Source organism: Nonomuraea sp. B12E4 (genome assembly GCF_039871825.1).
Classification (GTDB): Bacteria; Actinomycetota; Actinomycetes; order Streptosporangiales; family Streptosporangiaceae; genus Nonomuraea.
Window position 1 is genome coordinate 91,856 of record NZ_JBDPME010000018.1, and the last position, 15,017, is coordinate 106,872.

Below are 15,017 nucleotides of genomic sequence, written 5' to 3' on the forward strand. Positions count from 1 at the left end.
CTCAGTAGTTTAGGAGCAGCCTCTCCAGCACCCGCACCCCGAACTGCAGCGCGTCGACCGGCACCCGCTCGTCCACGCCGTGGAACATGGAGGCGAAGTCCATGTCCCCGGGCAGCCGCAGCGGCACGAACCCGAACCCGCGCACCCCCAGGTCCGCGAAGAACGTCTTGTTGTCGGTGCCACCGGACATGCAGTACGGGATCGCCCGCGCGGCCGGGTCCTCGGCCTTGATCGCCGCGATCATCGAATCCACCAGGTCGCCGTCGAACGTCGTCTCCAGCGCGATGTCGTGGTGCACGAACTCGCGCCGCACCTTCGGCCCGAGCAGCGAGTCGATGGTCTTGAAGAAGTCGTCCTCGAACCCGGGCAGGAACCGCCCGTCGATCACCGCCGTGGCCTGGCCGGGGATGACGTTCGACTTGTAACCGGCGCCGAGCTGGGTGGGGTTCGTGGTGTTCCGCAGCGTCGCGCCGACGAAGCGGACGAGCGGCCCGATCCTGTCCAGCACCGGCTGCGGGTCGTCCTCGTCGAACTCGATCGCGAACGCGCTCGCGACCTCGGTGAGGAACCGCCGCACGGTCGGCGTGTACGTCAGCGGCCAGTCGTGGTCGCCGATCCTGGCCACCGCCTTGGCGATCTCGGTGACCGCGTTGTCGGAGTTGAGCATCGAGCCGTGCCCCGCCGTGCCGTCGGCGGTCAGCTTCATCCAGGCCAGGCCCTTCTGCGCCGTCTCGATCAGGTAGAGCCGCAGTGACGGGTCCACCTCCAGCGAGTAGCCGCCGACCTCGCTGATGGCCTCCGTGACGCCCTCGAACAGGCCGGCGTGGTGGGTGGTGAGGTATTTGGCGCCGTACACGCCGCCGGCCTCCTCGTCGGCGACCCAGGCGAAGACCAGGTCCCGGCGCGGCCGTCGCCCCTCGCGCTTGAGCTGGCGGATCAGGGACAGCATCATCGCGTCCATGTCCTTCATGTCCACCGCGCCGCGGCCCCAGATGTAGCCGTCGCGAACCTCACCGGCGAACGGGTCCACCGACCAGTCGGCGGCGTTGGCGGGCACCACGTCGAGGTGGCCGTGCACCAGCAGCGCGGGCAGCGACGGGTCGGTGCCCGTCACCCGGGTGATCACGTTGCCGCGCCCCGGCTCGCTCTCGATGTACTCGTAGTCGATCCCGACCTCGGACAGCCTGGCCATGACGACCTCGGCCGCGGCCCGCTCGCCGGGGCCGCTGCCGTCCCCGTAGTTGCTGCTGTCGGCGCGGATCAGCTCCACGCACAGGTCGGCGACTTCTTTCTCGGCGGGTGTCATGGCGTTTTCTCCCAACGGTGATCCAACGTGAGCAATCCGGACTTGTGCAGGTGGCCGCGCTTGTAGGCACGGGTGATGAGGGTGAGGTCCACGTCGGTGATCTCGTCGTAGCCGCCCACGACCTCGGTGATGAACCGGTACAGGTCGGCCTCGTTGGCCGTCACGACCTGAACGTTCAGCGAATGGGTGCCGGAGGTGGCGGCGCAGTAGCGGACGGACGGGTGCGCGGCCAGCCGCCGGCCGACCAGGTCGAGCCCGTACGGGCGGACCTTCAGCCACAGCACGGCCTCCACCTCCAGCCCGAGCAGCGCGGGCTCGACCTCGGCGCGCGGCAGCAGCAGGCGGCGCTCGATCAGCGAGGTGACCCGCCGGCGGGCGGTGGGCACGGAGATGTCCAGGCGCTCGGCGACCGCGGTGAAGGCGATCCGGCCGTCGGCGACCAGCAGTTGGGCGATCTCCTCCTCCAGCGGCGACAGGCCCTCCTCGTCGGGCAGGCGTGCGGGGAGCGGCGGCGGCCGCAGCCCGGACAGCTCCACCTCGCCGAGGAAGGGAGCGTGCCACTCGGCCACGGTCCTGAACGTGTGCAGCACGACCTGGGTCTGCGTCTGCAGCACCCCGTCGATGGCGGTGATCTGCGAGGTGAGGACGTGGTGCAGGTCCTCCCTGGAGGGGGAGACCAGCTCGCAGGCGAGGTCGGCGGCGCCGGTCAGGGCGTAGACGGAGCGGGTGTCGCGCCGGTCGGCCAGCCCCCTGGCCACCTCGCCGGCCGTGCCGGGCCGCACCTGGACGTGCAGGTGGGCGGGGCGCCCATGCCCGGTGCGCAGGTCGTCGTAGATGGCGGTGACCCGCACCATGCCCTCGGCGAACAGCCGCTGCAGCCGGCGTGCGACCGTGCGCTCGTGCTCGCCCACGGCTCTGCCGAGCTCACCCCACGACGCCCGCGGGCTGACCTGGAGCGCGGCGACGAGGCGCCGGTCGAGAACGTCCACCTGGAGCCGTTTCTGTGTCGGGTTTGTAAATATGAGCCCAGATATTTGACTGTTTAAGTCTTTCAACTGCACAGTAAGCCATCACCGCACTGTCAGCAAAGGAGCCTCCGTGGCGACCTCCCCTGTGGCTGAATCCCCCCTCGGTATCCCCAAGAGCCGGGTCCGCCAGCTGATGGCGGCCAGCATCGGCAACGTGGTCGAGTGGTACGACTGGTATGCGTACACGTTTCTGGCGACGTACTTCTCCGCGCAGGTCTTCCCGAGCGACACGGGCAACAGCCTGGTGCCGCTGCTGAGCAGCTACGGCGTGTTCGCCGTCGGCTTCTTCATGCGCCCGCTGGGCGGACTGCTGGTCGGCGCGTTCGCCGACAGGTTCGGGCGCAAGGCCGCGATGACGTTCACGATCGTGCTGATGGGCGCCGGGTCGCTGCTGCTGGGCGTGACGCCGACCTACGAGGCCGTGGGCCTCCTGTCGCCGATCATCCTGACCCTCGCCAGGCTCGTCCAGGGCCTGTCCGTGGGCGGCGAGTTCGCCGCCGCGACCACCTTCCTGGTGGAGTCGGCCCCGCCCGGCCGCCGCGGCCTGTTCTCCAGTTTCCAGTACGTCAGCACCACCATCGGCCAGCTCATCGCCTCCGGGCTGGCCGCGCTGCTCGCCTCCGGCCTGGCCAAGGCGGACATGGACGCCTACGGCTGGCGCATCCCGTTCCTCGTGGGCGCGGTGATCAGCCTCGTCGGCCTGTGGATCCGCAAGGGCGCCGAGGAGACCTCGGCCGTGGCGGAGGAGATCCGGCGCGGCGAGGCCGAGCGGCCGGGGATGTTCGAGTTTCTGCAGCGGCATCCGAAGGCGGCCGCCACGATCGTCGGCATCACGATCGCGGGCACCGTGGCGTACTACACCTGGACGAGCTTCCTGCCGATCTACGCGCAGATCACCGTCGACTTCGACCCGGCGACGTCGCTGCAGGCCGGCACGGTCGCGCTGTTCTTCTTCATGATCCTGCAGCCGCTGCTCGGGATGCTGTCTGACCGCGTCGGGCGCAAGCCGATGCTGATCGCCTTCGGGCTCGGCTTCCTGATCCTGCCGGTGCCGCTGCTCAACATGATTTCCGGCTCGTTCGGCAGCCTGCTGACCGTGCAGTTGATCGGCATGGTCTTCCTCGGCTGCTTCACCTCGATCTCCGCCGCGGTGAACTCCGAGCTCTTCCCGACCAGGGTGCGCGCCGCCGGCGCGGGCTTCCCGTATTCGCTGACCGTGGCCCTGTTCGGTGGCACCGCGCCGCTCATCGGCACCGCCCTGGAGGACGCGGGCAACGTCGGGGCCTTCCCCTACTACATGTCGGCGCTGGCGCTCGTCTCCACGCTGGTCTACGTCTTCGTGCTGCGCGAGACCAAGGACCAGCCGCTGAGTTAGACGGTGTTGCAGGGGCGCTCCCGCAGCTCCTTGACGTAGTCGTCGGGAGCGCCCGCGCGCTCCGCCGCGTCCGCCAGGCTGCCGAGGTAGCGGGCCGACGGCAGGCCGCCCTCGTAGCCGTCGAGCACGTAGAACCAGGCCAGGGCCTCGCCCTGGAGCGTCTGCACCCGCAGCCGCACCTTGTGGTAGGCCCCGCGGACCGCGCCCTCCCACTGGTCGAGCGAGGTCTCCTCCCAGTCGGGCACGTCGTAGAGCACGACGAACACGTGCTCGTCGGGATCCTCCACGATCGTGGCGACCGCGCCCTCCCAGGCCAGGTCCATGCCCCCGAACGTCAGCCGCCAGCCCGGCAGCCAGCCCACCCCCCAGACCGGGGAGTGCGGGGCACGCATGACCATCTGCTCAGGGTCCATGTTGGAGCCGTAGGCCCCGTAAAGCCTGGGCTCACTCGGTTTCCCTGAATGATCTGAGAGCCACGCCACGATCCACCCCTCTCGCCGGGTGCCGCTCCTCATCCAGCTACCGCGCCATCCTGTCACGCTGAGCGGCTTCGCCGGTCCATCAGGCTCCTCTGCGGGACCCACGTGTCCCGGCGGGGTGACACCGGCGGGCCCGTCAACCGGCACAGAGGGGACGTGGTGGTGGCCCGGTTGCGGTGGTACCACCCGGGTGCGGGACAATGGGACACGTGACGAGGATCGTGATCATCGGTGGCGGACCCGGCGGCTACGAGGCGGCGCTGGTGGCCGCCCAGCTCGGCGCGCAGGTCACGATGGTCGAGCAGGACGGTCCCGGAGGTGCCTGCGTGCTGACCGACTGCGTGCCCTCCAAGACGCTCATCGCCACCTCCGTCCGCAAGCAGGCCCTGCTCGACGCCCCGTCGCTGGGCGTGTCGTTCACCGGCGGGTCCGACGGCGACGTCGGCGTGGTGGGCGTCGATCTGCCGCTGGTCAACAAGCGGGTCAAGGAGCTGGCCCAGGCCCAGTCCGCCGACATCGCCACGCGGGTGGCGGCCGAGGGCGTCGAGATCATCAAGGCGCGCGGGCGGCTGGTGGACCCGCAGGTGGTACGGGCGGGTGACCGGACGATCCGGGCCGACGTCGTGCTCCTGGCCACCGGCGCGACGCCGCGCGTGCTGCCCGGCGCCGAGCCCGACGGCGAGCGCATTCTCAACTGGCGCCAGCTCTACGACCTGGACGAGCTGCCCGAGCACCTGATCGTGGTCGGCTCGGGGGTGACCGGGGCCGAGTTCGCCGGTGCCTACCGCTCGCTCGGGTCGGAGGTCACGCTGGTCTCCAGCCGCGCCAGGATGATGCCCAACGAGGACGCCGACGGCGCCGAGGTGCTCGAAGAGGTCTACCGCCGCCGCGGGATGAATGTCATGGGGCGCTCCCGGGCCGCCTCCGTCAAGCGGACGTCCGACGGCGTGGTCGTGACCCTGGAGGACGGCCGCACGGCCGAGGGGTCGCACGCGCTGATGACCGTCGGCATGGTCCCCAACACCTCCGGCATCGGCCTGGAGGAGGCCGGGATCCAGCTCGACCAGGGCGGCTTCATCAAGGTCGACAAGGTCTCGCGCACCTCCGCGCCCGGCGTCTACGCGGCCGGTGACTGCACCGGGGTGCTCATGCTGGCCTCGGTCGCGGCCATGCAGGGCAGGATCGCGGTCTGGCACGCGCTCGGGGAGGCCGTGCAGCCGTTGCGGCTGGCCACGGTGGCCTCCAACATCTTCACCGACCCGGAGATCGCGGCGGTCGGGGTCTCGCAGCAGGCCATCGAGGCCGGCGAGATCGAGGCCAATGTCGTCAAGCTGCCGCTGGCCACCAACGCCCGGGCCAAGATGCAGGGCTTCAACGACGGCTTCGTCAAGCTCTTCTGCCGCCCGCACACCCAGATCGTGCTGGGCGGGGTCGTGGTGGCGCCGCGGGCGTCGGAGCTGATCCTCGCGGTGTCGGTGGCCGTGCAGCAGCGGCTGACGGTCGACCAGCTCGCGCACACGTTCGCGGTCTACCCGTCGCTGTCGGGCTCCATCACGGAGGCCGCCCGCCGCCTCATGCAGCCCGGCGTGGCCATCTAGCGGGCATCCGCTCCTTGTCCTGACCGCCCGGTCGCCGCCCGCCGCGCGGGCGGTTCGGGACTCTTCCCTTCACCTCGCCGCCTCGCGCGCGGGGCTCCTTCTGTACGCGCGTCCTCTTCGCGGTCGTGTGCCGCCTCAGTGGCATCTCCATGGTTGACCTTTGTTGGTATGGCAACCAAACTAACTCAGGAGTTGGCGCAGCCGTTCGAAGGAGCTTCCATGCCCTACCGCCCCCCGCTGGTCGCGCACGAGTATTTCGTCGCGGATCCGCCCGAGCTGCCGGTCCGCACGCGAGGCGAGGGCGGCCTGTCGGCGGTGACCGCTGCCGAGCCGGTCGCGGCCGACGGCGGCGAGGTGCTGCTCAAGGCGGTCACCACGGCGGAGGAGACGCTGGTCGTCCAGGTGGGCGTGGCGGGCGAGGGGGTCATCCGGGTCCGGCTGTCGGAGGACGCCACCGCCAGGCCGCGCTCGGCGGCGGCCATCTCGCTGGTGACGCCTGCCGGGCGGCGGGAGTCGGCCTCCCCGCGGGGTTTCTCCGCGGCCGTTGCCGGGACGGCGCCCGGGGAGCCGATCGTGATCGACGCCGGCTCGCTGCGGGCCGAGATCACGCTCGCGCCGTGGCACCTGCGCTTCACCGACGCCCGCGGCGCCACCCTGGTCGAGCAGGATCGCGGGCACACCGACATCTCCGGGCGGCTGCGTACGCTGCCGTTCGGCCGCTCCAGCGCGGCCGGCGTGACCGTGGCCTACCACGAGAGCTTCGCCGCCGCCCCCGACGAGGCGTTCGCCGGATTCGGCGAGTCGTGCACCCGGCTGGACAAGCGCGGCCAGCGCCCCGTGATGTGGAACTACGACGCCTTCGGGGCCGAGTCACAGCGCGCCTACAAGAACGTCCCCCTGTACGTGTCCAGCAGGGGATACGGCGTCCTGGTCGACAGCGGGGCCCCCACGGAGTTCGACGTGTGCCAGTCCACGCACAGCACCGTGCAGATCGTGGTGCCCGACGACGTCATGGACTACTACGTGATCGCCGGGCCCGGCCCCGCCGAGATCCTGGACCGTTACGACCTGCTGACCTGCCGCCCCGCGCTGCCGCCGAAGTGGGCGTTCGGGACCTGGATCTCCTCCGGGTTCTGCGTGGACAGCCAGGAGCGGGTGCTGGCCAGGGCACGCACGATCAGGGCCCGTGGCGTCCCGTGCGACGTGCTGCACCTGGACACCTACTGGCAGTCCGCCGGGCACTGGTCGGACCTGAGCTGGGACCCGGTGAACTTCCCCGATCCGGAGGGCATGCTGGCCGAGCTGGCGGGGATGGGCTTCAAGGTCTGCCTGTGGATGAACCCGTACGTCTCCCACCTGAGCCCCGCCTTCACCGCGGCCGCCGAAGCCGGATATTTCCTGAAAAATGAGGAGGGGGAGACCTACGTCGCCGACTGCTGGCACGGGTCCTTCCCGGCCTGCGGCATCGTCGACTTCACCAATCCCGCGGCCGTCGAATGGTTCCAGGACCTGCTGCGCGGGCTGCTGCGGCAGGGCGTGGCCGCGTTCAAGACCGACTTCGCCGAGGGCGTGCCGAGCGACGCGGTCGCCGCCAACGGCATGGCCGGCACCGACCTGCACAACGTCTACACGCTGCTGTTCAACGACGCGGTCGCCGCCGTCACCCGCGAGGTCAACGGGCACGACCTGGTCTGGGCGCGCTCGTCGTTCCTGGGCGGCCAGCGCCACAGCGCCCAGTGGAGCGGCGACACCTACACCAGCTACGCCGCCATGGGCAGCACGCTCAGGGGCGGGCTCGCGCACGGCCTGTCCGGCGTGCCGTTCTGGAGCCACGACGCCGGCGGCTTCACCGGCCGCCCCACCGACGACCTGTACGTGCGCTGGACCCAGTTCGGCGCGCTCTCCCCGCTGCTGCGCCTGCACGGCACCACCACCCGCGAGCCCTGGGAGTTCCCGGCCGTCGAGGAGATGGCCGTCCAGGCGCTGAAGCTGCGCTACCGGTTGATGCCCTACCTCTACTCGGCGGCCGTCGAGGCCGCGCGCACCGGCGCGCCGATGCTGCGGGCGCTGTGCGTGGACCACCCGGACGACCCGGTGGCCTGGCAGGCCGACCTGCAGTACCTGCTCGGCCGCGACCTGCTCGTCGCCCCCATGACGGCCCCGGAGGGCGTGCGCCGGGTGTACCTGCCGCGCGGCGAGTGGGCCGACTACTGGACCGGCGAAGTGCTCGCGGGTCCCCGTTATGTGGAGGTCGCCAAACCGCTCGACCAGATCCCCCTCTTCGTCCGATGTGGCGCGCTCATCCCGGTCACTCCAGCCGGGCACCAGACGGACACGGTCGACGTACCGGCCGAGATCACCCTCGTCGCCTTCGGGGGTGGCGACGGGACCGTGGAAATCCACGACGCCGACGGCGTGACGGTCGCCGTCGCCAGCAGGGACGGCGACGTGCTGCGTGTCGCCGTCACAGGCCCGAAGCGGGTCACCGGGGTGGAGATCGCCCCGACGGCCGGAGCTCCCGCGCGGGCCGTCATCTCGTAATACCCCATGGAGGTATCATGGTCAGAATGAGAGGCGTGGCGGTGCTGGTCGCCGCCGCGCTCGCCCTGTCGGCCTGCGGTTCGGGAGGGGAGAGTCCGCCCAGCGCTCAGGGCGACCAGCCACGCGTCCTCAAGCTGTGGCACTACGAGTCCGCCGACAGCGCCATGGGCAAGGCGTGGGCCGAAGCGATCAAGAAGTTCGAGGCGTCGCACCCGAACGTGACCGTCAAGTTCGAGGAGAAGGGCTTCGAGCAGATCCAGAAGACGGCCAGCATGGTGCTCAACTCCGACGAGGCGCCCGATCTCATGGAGTACAACAAGGGCAACGCCACCGCGGGGCTGCTGTCCAAGCAGGGCCTGCTCACCGACCTCAGCGAGGAGGCCGTCAAGCGCGGCTGGGACAAGCTGCTGCCGGGCGGCCTGCAGACCACCGCGAAATATGACGACCGAGGCGTCATGGGCGCCGGCAAGTGGTACGGCGTGCCGAACTACGGCGAGTTCGTGATGGTCTACTACAACAAGGACCTGTTCGACGAGCACAAGGTCAGGGTCCCGACGACGTTCGAGGAGTTCACGGCCGGGCTGGACACGTTCGTCAAGGCCGGGGTGACCCCGATCGCCAACGCGGGCGCCGAATACCCGGCCCAGCAGATCCTCTACCAGCTCGCGCTGACCAAGGCGCAGAAGCCGTGGCTGGAGGCGTTCCAGTCCTACAAGGGCGAGGTCGACTTCCACGGCCCCGAGTTCACCTACGGCGCCGACACGTTCGCCGACTGGGTGAAGAAGGGATACCTGGCCAAGAATGCGGCCGGGCTCAAGGCCGAGGACATGGGCGTGGCGTTCATGAACGGCAAGTTCCCCGTCATGATCAGCGGTAGCTGGTGGTACGGCCGGGTCGTCTCCACGGCCAAGAGCTTCGAGTGGGGCCACTTCCTCTTCCCCGGTGCCACGATGGCGCCCGGTTCCAGCGGGAACCTCTGGGTCGTGCCGGAGAAGTCGGAGAACAAGGACCTGGCCTACGACTTCATCGACATCACGATGAGCAAGGAGATCCAGAACCTGCTCGGCAACTCCGGCGGTGTGCCCGTGGCCGCCGACCCGGCCGCGATCACCGATCCCAAGGGCAAGGAGCTCATCGAGACCTTCAACAAGCTGACCAGCGCCGACGGCCTGGCCTTCTACCCCGACTGGCCCGCCCCCGGCTACTACGACGTGCTGGTGGCCGGGGTCCAGAACCTGATGAACGGCAGCAAGACCCCCGCGGCGGTGCTGGACGAGATAGCCGGGCCGTACGAGGACAACCTCGCCGACATCGGCAACTGAGTAGATGAGAGCACGGACGAAGGGATACTGGCTCTACCTGCTCCCCAGCCTGGTGCTGTTCCTCGCGGTCATCGTCGTGCCGTTCCTGATGAACGTCGGGGCGAGCTTCACCCGTTGGTCGGGGGTCGGCACGCCGCGCTGGATCGGGCTGGAGAACTACGCCAGGCTGCTGGATGACGAGCGGTTCTGGCAGTCGTTCCAGCACAATGTGGGCCTGATCGTGGCCATGGCCGTGGTGCCGACCGCGATCGGCCTGGTGCTGGCGGCCGCCCTGTTCGACTACATCGGCCGGCGGTTCGGGGCGCGCACGGCCTCGGCGCTGCGGGCGATGTACTACCTGCCACAGGTGCTGCCGGTGGCGGTGGCCGGCGTGGTGTGGGGCTGGATGCTGCACCCGTCCTACGGGGCGGTCAACCAGGTCCTCGGGCTGGACCTGGACTGGCTGGGCGATCCCGACCTGGCGCTGGCCACTGTCATGGCGGTCATGGTGTGGTTCCAGCTCGGCTACCCGGTGGTGATCTTCATGGCGGGGCTGCAGCGGGTGGACCCCGCCTACTACGAGGCCGCCGAGATCGACGGGGCCTCGTGGTGGCGCAAGTTCTGGCACATCACGATCCCGCAGATCCGGCCGGAGATCTTCGTGGTGCTGCTGACGTGCACGATCGCCGCGCTGAAGGTGTTCGGGCCGATCTTCGTGCTGACCCGGGGCGGGCCGGGGAACGCCACGATGGTGCCGTCGTACTTCTCGTATCTGAACTTCTTCCAGAAGAGCAACGTCGGGTACGGCTCGGCCATCGCCACGGTGCTGGCGCTGATCATCATCGTGGTGACGTTCCTGTTCCTGCGGGTCCAGGAGCGTGAGCCATGAGAGGTCCTGGACGCTGGGCGGTGCTGTTCGCGCTGGTCGTGCTGGCGGTCGTGATGGTGTTCCCGTTCGGGATCGTGGCGCTCAACGCGGTCAAGTCGCCGGCCGACTACAGCTCGCACGGGCCGCTGAGCCTGCCCGACGGGCTCTACCTGCGGGGGATCGTCGACTTCTGGAACCGGGTCGAGTTCGGTACGAAGCTCTGGAACAGCTTCCTGATCAGTGCTTCCGTGTCGGTGCTCGCCGTGGTGCTGTCGGTGCTCAACGCGTACGCGCTGGGCATCGGCAGGGTGCGCGGCCGGCTGTCGATCCTCGTGCTGTTCCTGGTGGCCAACACGCTGCCGCAGGAGGCGCTGGCCTACCCGATCTACTACCTGGCCAAGGCCGTCGGGCTGTACGACACCCAGCTCGCGGTGATCATCGTGATGACGGTCATCCAGGCGGCGTTCGGCACGTACCTGCTGAGCGCGGTCCTGGGCCGGTTCCCGAAGGAGATCCTGGAGGCGGCGGCGATCGACGGCGCGGGACGCCTGCGGTCGCTGTGGCGGATCGTGGTGCCGATCAGCCGGCCCACGCTCAACGTCCTGCTGATCTTCTTCTTCATCTGGACCTGGAACGAGTTCTTCCTGCCGCTGATCTTCCTGATCTCGAACGACACCCAGACGGTGCCCGTCGCGCTCGGGGTGCTGCAGGGCGAGAAGTACATGGACGCCACCATGTCCAGCGCCTCGGCCCTGCTGGGCATCGTGCCGGCGGTCGCCTTCTTCCTGATCTTCCAGCGCACGCTGACCCGAGGTGTGACGGTCGGCGCCATCAAGTGATGGAGAGCCCTAAATGCGAAAAATCCCGTTATTGGCAGTGTTAACGCTGGCGGCCTCTGTGCTCGCCGCGCCCGCCGCGCAGGCCGCCGACCACCCGTTCCAGAACCCCCGCCTGCCGGTCGAGCAGCGGGTCGAGGACCTGCTCGGGCGGCTCACCCCGCAGGAGAAGCTCAGCCTGCTGCACCAGTCGCAGCCGGCCATCCCCCGGCTCGGCATCGCCTACCACAAGAACGGCACCGAGGCGCTGCACGGCGTCGCCTGGTCCAACCACCTCAACGACAACTGGAACCAGAAGTTCGCCAGCGGGACGGTGTTCCCGCAGGCCGTGGGCCTGGCCAGCACCTGGGACCCGGCGCTGATCAAGAAGGTCGGCTCCGCCGTGGGCGACGAGGTGCGCGGTTACAACGCCGTGGACCCGATCCTGTGGGGATTGCAGGTGTGGTCTCCTGTGGTGGACCTGCTGCGCGATCCGCGGGCCGGCCGTAACGAGGAGGGCTACTCCGAGGACCCGTACCTGACCGGGGCGATCTCGACCGCCTTCGGCAAGGGGCTGCAGGGCGAGGACCCCTTCTACCTGAAGACCGCGCCCGTGCTGAAGCACTACCTGGCCTACAACAACGAGGTCAACCGCAGCCTCACCTCCTCCAACCTGACGCCCAAGCTCAAGCACGAGTACTACGAGCCGGCCTTCAAGGCGGCCATCTCGGCCGATGCCGCCACCGGGGTCATGGCGTCGTACAACCTGGTCAACGGGCGGCCGAACCACGTCAACCCCGACCTGGACGCGCAGGTCAGGTCGTGGACCGACAAGAGGCTCTACAACGTCAGCGACGCCTGGGGGCCGCACGCGCTCACCGACCTGGAGGAGTACTACGACGACAAGCCCGAGGCGTTCGCCGCCGTGCTCAGGGCGGGGCTGGACAGCTACACCATCGACAACAGCGACGGCGGGCCGATGGCGCAGCACCTCACCGCCGCGCTGAACCAGGGGCTCATCACCCAGGCTGACGTGGACGACGCGGTACGCGGCGCGCTGACCATCCGGACCCGGCTGGGGCACTTCGACCCGGACGGCGGGCCGTACAAGAAGATCACCAAGGACGTGATCAACAGCCCGGCGAACCAGCGGCTCAACCGCGAGACCGCGGGCAAGGCGGCCGTGCTGCTGCGCAACTCCGGTGTGCTGCCGCTGGCCAGGCCGAAGTCGGCGGCCGTGGTCGGGCCGCTGTCCGGGAAGTTGTACCGGGACTGGTATTCCGGGCAGATGCCGTACCAGGTGACGCCGGTCGACGGGATCAAGGAGCGGGTGAGTGAGGTGAGCACCGGCCAGGGTCTGGAGCGGATCGCGCTCAAACACCTGGACTCCGGCAGGTACATCACCGCCACCGGCACCGGCCCCGACGACAACGCGGCCCTCATCGACACCGCGCCCACGGCGGCCTCCCAGTGGGACCTGACCGACTGGACCGGCGGGGTGTCCACGCTGCGCAACGCGGGCAACGGCCGGCTGCTCGGCGGCGACTGGCGCTCGCTCGACACCGACGACGCCGACGCCGACGGCTGGTACGTCTCCCAGCAGTTCGCCCTGGAGCCCCAGTCCGACGGCAGCTACCTCATCCGGTACGCGGGCTACGAGGCCGTCGAGAGCTGGTTCGCTCTGCCCGACCCGTACGTGAGCGTCGCCGCCGACGGCACGCTCGGCCTGGCTCCCAAGGCCCAGGCATCCAGGTTCGGCAAGGAGATCGTCGTGGACGGCGTGGCCGAGGCCGCCGCGCAGGCGGCCAGGGCCGAGGTCGCGGTCGTGGTGGTGGGCAGCCACCCGTTCGTGGCCGGGCGCGAGTTCCACGACCGTGACGACCTGCGGCTCGGCGCGGGCCAGCGGCGGCTGATCGAGGCCGTGCGCAAGGCCAACCCGCGCACCGTCGTGGTCCTGGAGACCAGCTACCCGGTGATAGTGGACGCGCCGACGCTGCTGTGGACCACGCACGCGGGCGCGGAGACCGGGCACGCCGTCGCCGACGTGCTCTTCGGCGACGTCAACCCGGCCGGCCGGCTCACCCAGACCTGGCCGGGGACCGACAAGCTGCCCAGCATCCTGGACTACGACCTGGCCAAGACCGGGATGACCTACCTGTACGGGAAGGACAAGCCGCTCTACGCCTTCGGTCACGGGCTGAGCTACACCTCCTTCGCCTACCAGGGGCTGAGCGTGCGGGGCGAGCAGGTGAGCGTGAAGGTCACCAACACCGGCAAGGTCAGGGGTGACGAGGTGGTCCAGCTCTACACCCACCAGCGCGACTCACGCTTCCAGCAGCCGGTCAAGCAACTGCGCGGCTTCCAGCGCGTCACCCTGAACCCGGGCGAGTCGCGCACGGTGACGTTCACCCTGAAGAAGCCGGACCTGGCCGTCTGGGACCACACGCGCAACAAGTGGGCCGTCGAGAGCGCCACCCACGACATCCTCGTCGGCTCCGCCTCCGACAAGATCCGTCAGTCCGCCACCCTGCGCGTCTCCGGCGAGACCATCCCCGTACGCGACCTCACCAGGACCACGCGGGCGATGGACTTCGACGGCTACTCGGGCGTCCAGTTCGCCGACGAGACCAAGGCCGGCGGAGAGGTCGTGGCCGGGACCGCGGGCGGCTGGATCTCCTTCACCGGCGCCTCCTACGGCTCCCGCCTCACCGCCGGGGTGTCCTCGGTGGGCGGCGGCGCCTTCGAGGTGCGCTCCGGCTCGCCGACCGGCGCGCTGCTGGCCACCGTACAGGTGCCCGCCACCGGCGGGATCTACCAGTGGGGTACGGCGAGCGCCCGGCTGAAGGCGGGCAAGGGCAACCTGTATCTCGTGTTCAAGGGCGACCTGCGGATCAGGGACTTCGCCCTGGCCGGGTAGCGGGACTCACCGGGCCGTCCAGCCGCCGTCCACCACGAGGGTGTGGCCGGTGACCAGCGAGGCGGCCGGTGAGACCAGGAAGAGCACCGCACCGGCGACGTCCATGGGCTCGCCGATGCGGTGCAGGGCGGCGATCCGCTCGACCACGTCCGCCTCGAACGCCGGGTCCGCCAGCGCCTCCGCGGTGCCCGGCGTGCGGATGAAGGTCGGCGCGACGTTGTTGACGGTGACGCCGTGCGGGCCCCATTCGACGGCGAGGCAGCGGGTGAGGTGGGCGATGGCCGCCTTGGTCATGCAATAAACGGATTCGCCGGGCAGGGCCACCTCACCCGCCTGGGATCCCAGGTTCACGATCCTGCCGTGCCCCTGCCTGATCATGGCTCGTCCCGCCGCCTGGCTGGCCAGGAAGGTGCCCTTCAGGTTGATCTGCAGCGTGCGGTCGAAGTCGTCCTCCGGGAAGTCCTCGGCCGGGCTGCCCGGGGCGATCCCGGCGTTGTTCACCAGAATGTCGATCTGGCCGAACCGGTCCAGCACGTCCCGCACCGACCGGTTGATCTGCCCGGGGTCGGTCATGTCCATCTGCAGCGGCAGCGCGGTACGCCCGAGCGCGGCGATCTCGTCGGCCAGTCCCCCGTCCGCGTTGACGTCCCGCAGGCCCAGCGCGACGTCGGCGCCGGCGTGCGCCAGAGCTAACGAGATAGCCCGGCCGAGACCCCGCGCCGCGCCCGTGACCAGGGCGATCTTGCCGTCTATCCGGAATTCGGGAAATCCTGCCATGTCAGCCTCCTG

At 69.7% G+C, this 15,017-nt stretch carries 11 protein-coding genes; 7 read left to right on the forward strand and 4 right to left on the reverse strand.

Annotation, left to right across the window (positions count from 1 at the left end):
• Position 1: 1 nt before the first annotated feature.
• Together ABGB18_RS32700 and ABGB18_RS32705 are read right to left on the reverse strand one after the other, a co-directional pair.
• Positions 2-1,306, reverse strand: coding sequence for a M20/M25/M40 family metallo-hydrolase (locus ABGB18_RS32700; RefSeq protein WP_347699504.1), 1,305 nt, complete (start codon positions 1,304-1,306; stop codon positions 2-4).
• Positions 1,303-2,295, reverse strand: a complete 993-nt coding sequence (locus tag ABGB18_RS32705) for an Lrp/AsnC family transcriptional regulator (protein WP_347699505.1) — start codon at positions 2,293-2,295, stop codon at positions 1,303-1,305. Before ABGB18_RS32705 ends, ABGB18_RS32700 begins: the two co-directional genes overlap by 4 nt.
• 109 nt (positions 2,296-2,404) lie before the next feature.
• On the opposite strand from ABGB18_RS32705, the gene ABGB18_RS32710 reads away from it, so the two are divergent.
• A complete protein-coding gene (locus ABGB18_RS32710; RefSeq protein ID WP_347699506.1) occupies positions 2,405-3,709 on the forward strand; it encodes an MFS transporter in 1,305 nt (434 codons plus the stop codon).
• On the opposite strand, the gene ABGB18_RS32715 is transcribed toward ABGB18_RS32710, so the two are convergent.
• Positions 3,706-4,191: a gamma-glutamylcyclotransferase gene (locus ABGB18_RS32715; protein ID WP_347699507.1), complete on the reverse strand. Its 486-nt coding sequence runs from the start codon at positions 4,189-4,191 to the stop codon at positions 3,706-3,708. The genes ABGB18_RS32710 and ABGB18_RS32715 overlap by 4 nt on opposite strands.
• A gap of 206 nt (positions 4,192-4,397) precedes the next feature.
• On the opposite strand from ABGB18_RS32715, the gene ABGB18_RS32720 reads away from it, so the two are divergent.
• From ABGB18_RS32720 to ABGB18_RS32745, 6 genes are all read left to right on the forward strand, one after another.
• On the forward strand, positions 4,398-5,786 hold the full coding sequence (locus ABGB18_RS32720; protein WP_347699508.1) for an NAD(P)H-quinone dehydrogenase: 1,389 nt from the start codon (positions 4,398-4,400) through the stop codon (positions 5,784-5,786).
• 219 nt (positions 5,787-6,005) lie between these two features.
• Positions 6,006-8,327: a TIM-barrel domain-containing protein gene (locus tag ABGB18_RS32725; protein ID WP_347699509.1), complete on the forward strand. Its 2,322-nt coding sequence runs from the start codon at positions 6,006-6,008 to the stop codon at positions 8,325-8,327.
• A gap of 17 nt (positions 8,328-8,344) precedes the next feature.
• Entirely contained in the window at positions 8,345-9,649 is a 1,305-nt protein-coding gene (locus ABGB18_RS32730; RefSeq protein ID WP_347699510.1) for an extracellular solute-binding protein, read from the forward strand.
• Positions 9,650-9,653: 4 nt separating this feature from the next.
• Positions 9,654-10,517, forward strand: a complete 864-nt coding sequence (locus ABGB18_RS32735) for a sugar ABC transporter permease (protein ID WP_347699511.1) — start codon at positions 9,654-9,656, stop codon at positions 10,515-10,517.
• A complete protein-coding gene (locus ABGB18_RS32740; protein ID WP_347699512.1) occupies positions 10,514-11,335 on the forward strand; it encodes a carbohydrate ABC transporter permease in 822 nt (273 codons plus the stop codon). The genes ABGB18_RS32735 and ABGB18_RS32740 overlap by 4 nt, the downstream gene beginning before the upstream one ends.
• Before the next feature lie 37 nt (positions 11,336-11,372).
• On the forward strand, positions 11,373-14,228 hold the full coding sequence (locus tag ABGB18_RS32745; protein WP_347699578.1) for a glycoside hydrolase family 3 C-terminal domain-containing protein: 2,856 nt from the start codon (positions 11,373-11,375) through the stop codon (positions 14,226-14,228).
• 6 nt (positions 14,229-14,234) lie between these two features.
• Here ABGB18_RS32745 and ABGB18_RS32750 read toward each other — a convergent pair whose 3' ends face one another.
• Complete coding sequence (locus tag ABGB18_RS32750) at positions 14,235-15,005, reverse strand: glucose 1-dehydrogenase (protein WP_347699513.1); 771 nt, start codon at positions 15,003-15,005, stop codon at positions 14,235-14,237.
• Positions 15,006-15,017: the final 12 nt, after the last annotated feature.